Below are 378 nucleotides of genomic sequence, written 5' to 3' on the forward strand. Positions count from 1 at the left end.
TCCCGTAAACGGGTCATAGTATTCTTTTATACTTATTTGGTCAGTGTAATAATCTTCTTTTAATTGATTTTGTATATATTCTTTTATTTTCTTTTCATTTCTTCCCACTGTATCTACATAATATCCTCTACACCAAAAATGTCTGTTTCATATTTATATTTTAGGTTGGCATGTCTATCAAATATTATTAATGAACTTTTCCCTTTCAAATATCCCATTATTTGTGATACAGAATATTTTGGTGGTATTTCTACCAGCATGTGTACATGATCTGGACATAGCTCTGCTTCTATTATGTTTATTCCTTTTCTTGAACATAATTCTCGAAGTATACTGCCTATATCTTTTCTTAGTTGTCTATATATTACTTGTCTTCTA

At 28.8% G+C, this 378-nt stretch carries 1 pseudogene; it reads right to left on the reverse strand.

Annotated features, from left to right (window positions below):
- A pseudogene (gene tnpA / locus ASHG_RS00025) lies at positions 1-378 on the reverse strand (IS200/IS605 family transposase); the annotation flags it as partial.

The organism is Anaerococcus senegalensis JC48, assembly GCF_000321005.1.
GTDB classification, from domain to species: Bacteria; Bacillota; Clostridia; order Tissierellales; family Peptoniphilaceae; genus Anaerococcus; species Anaerococcus senegalensis.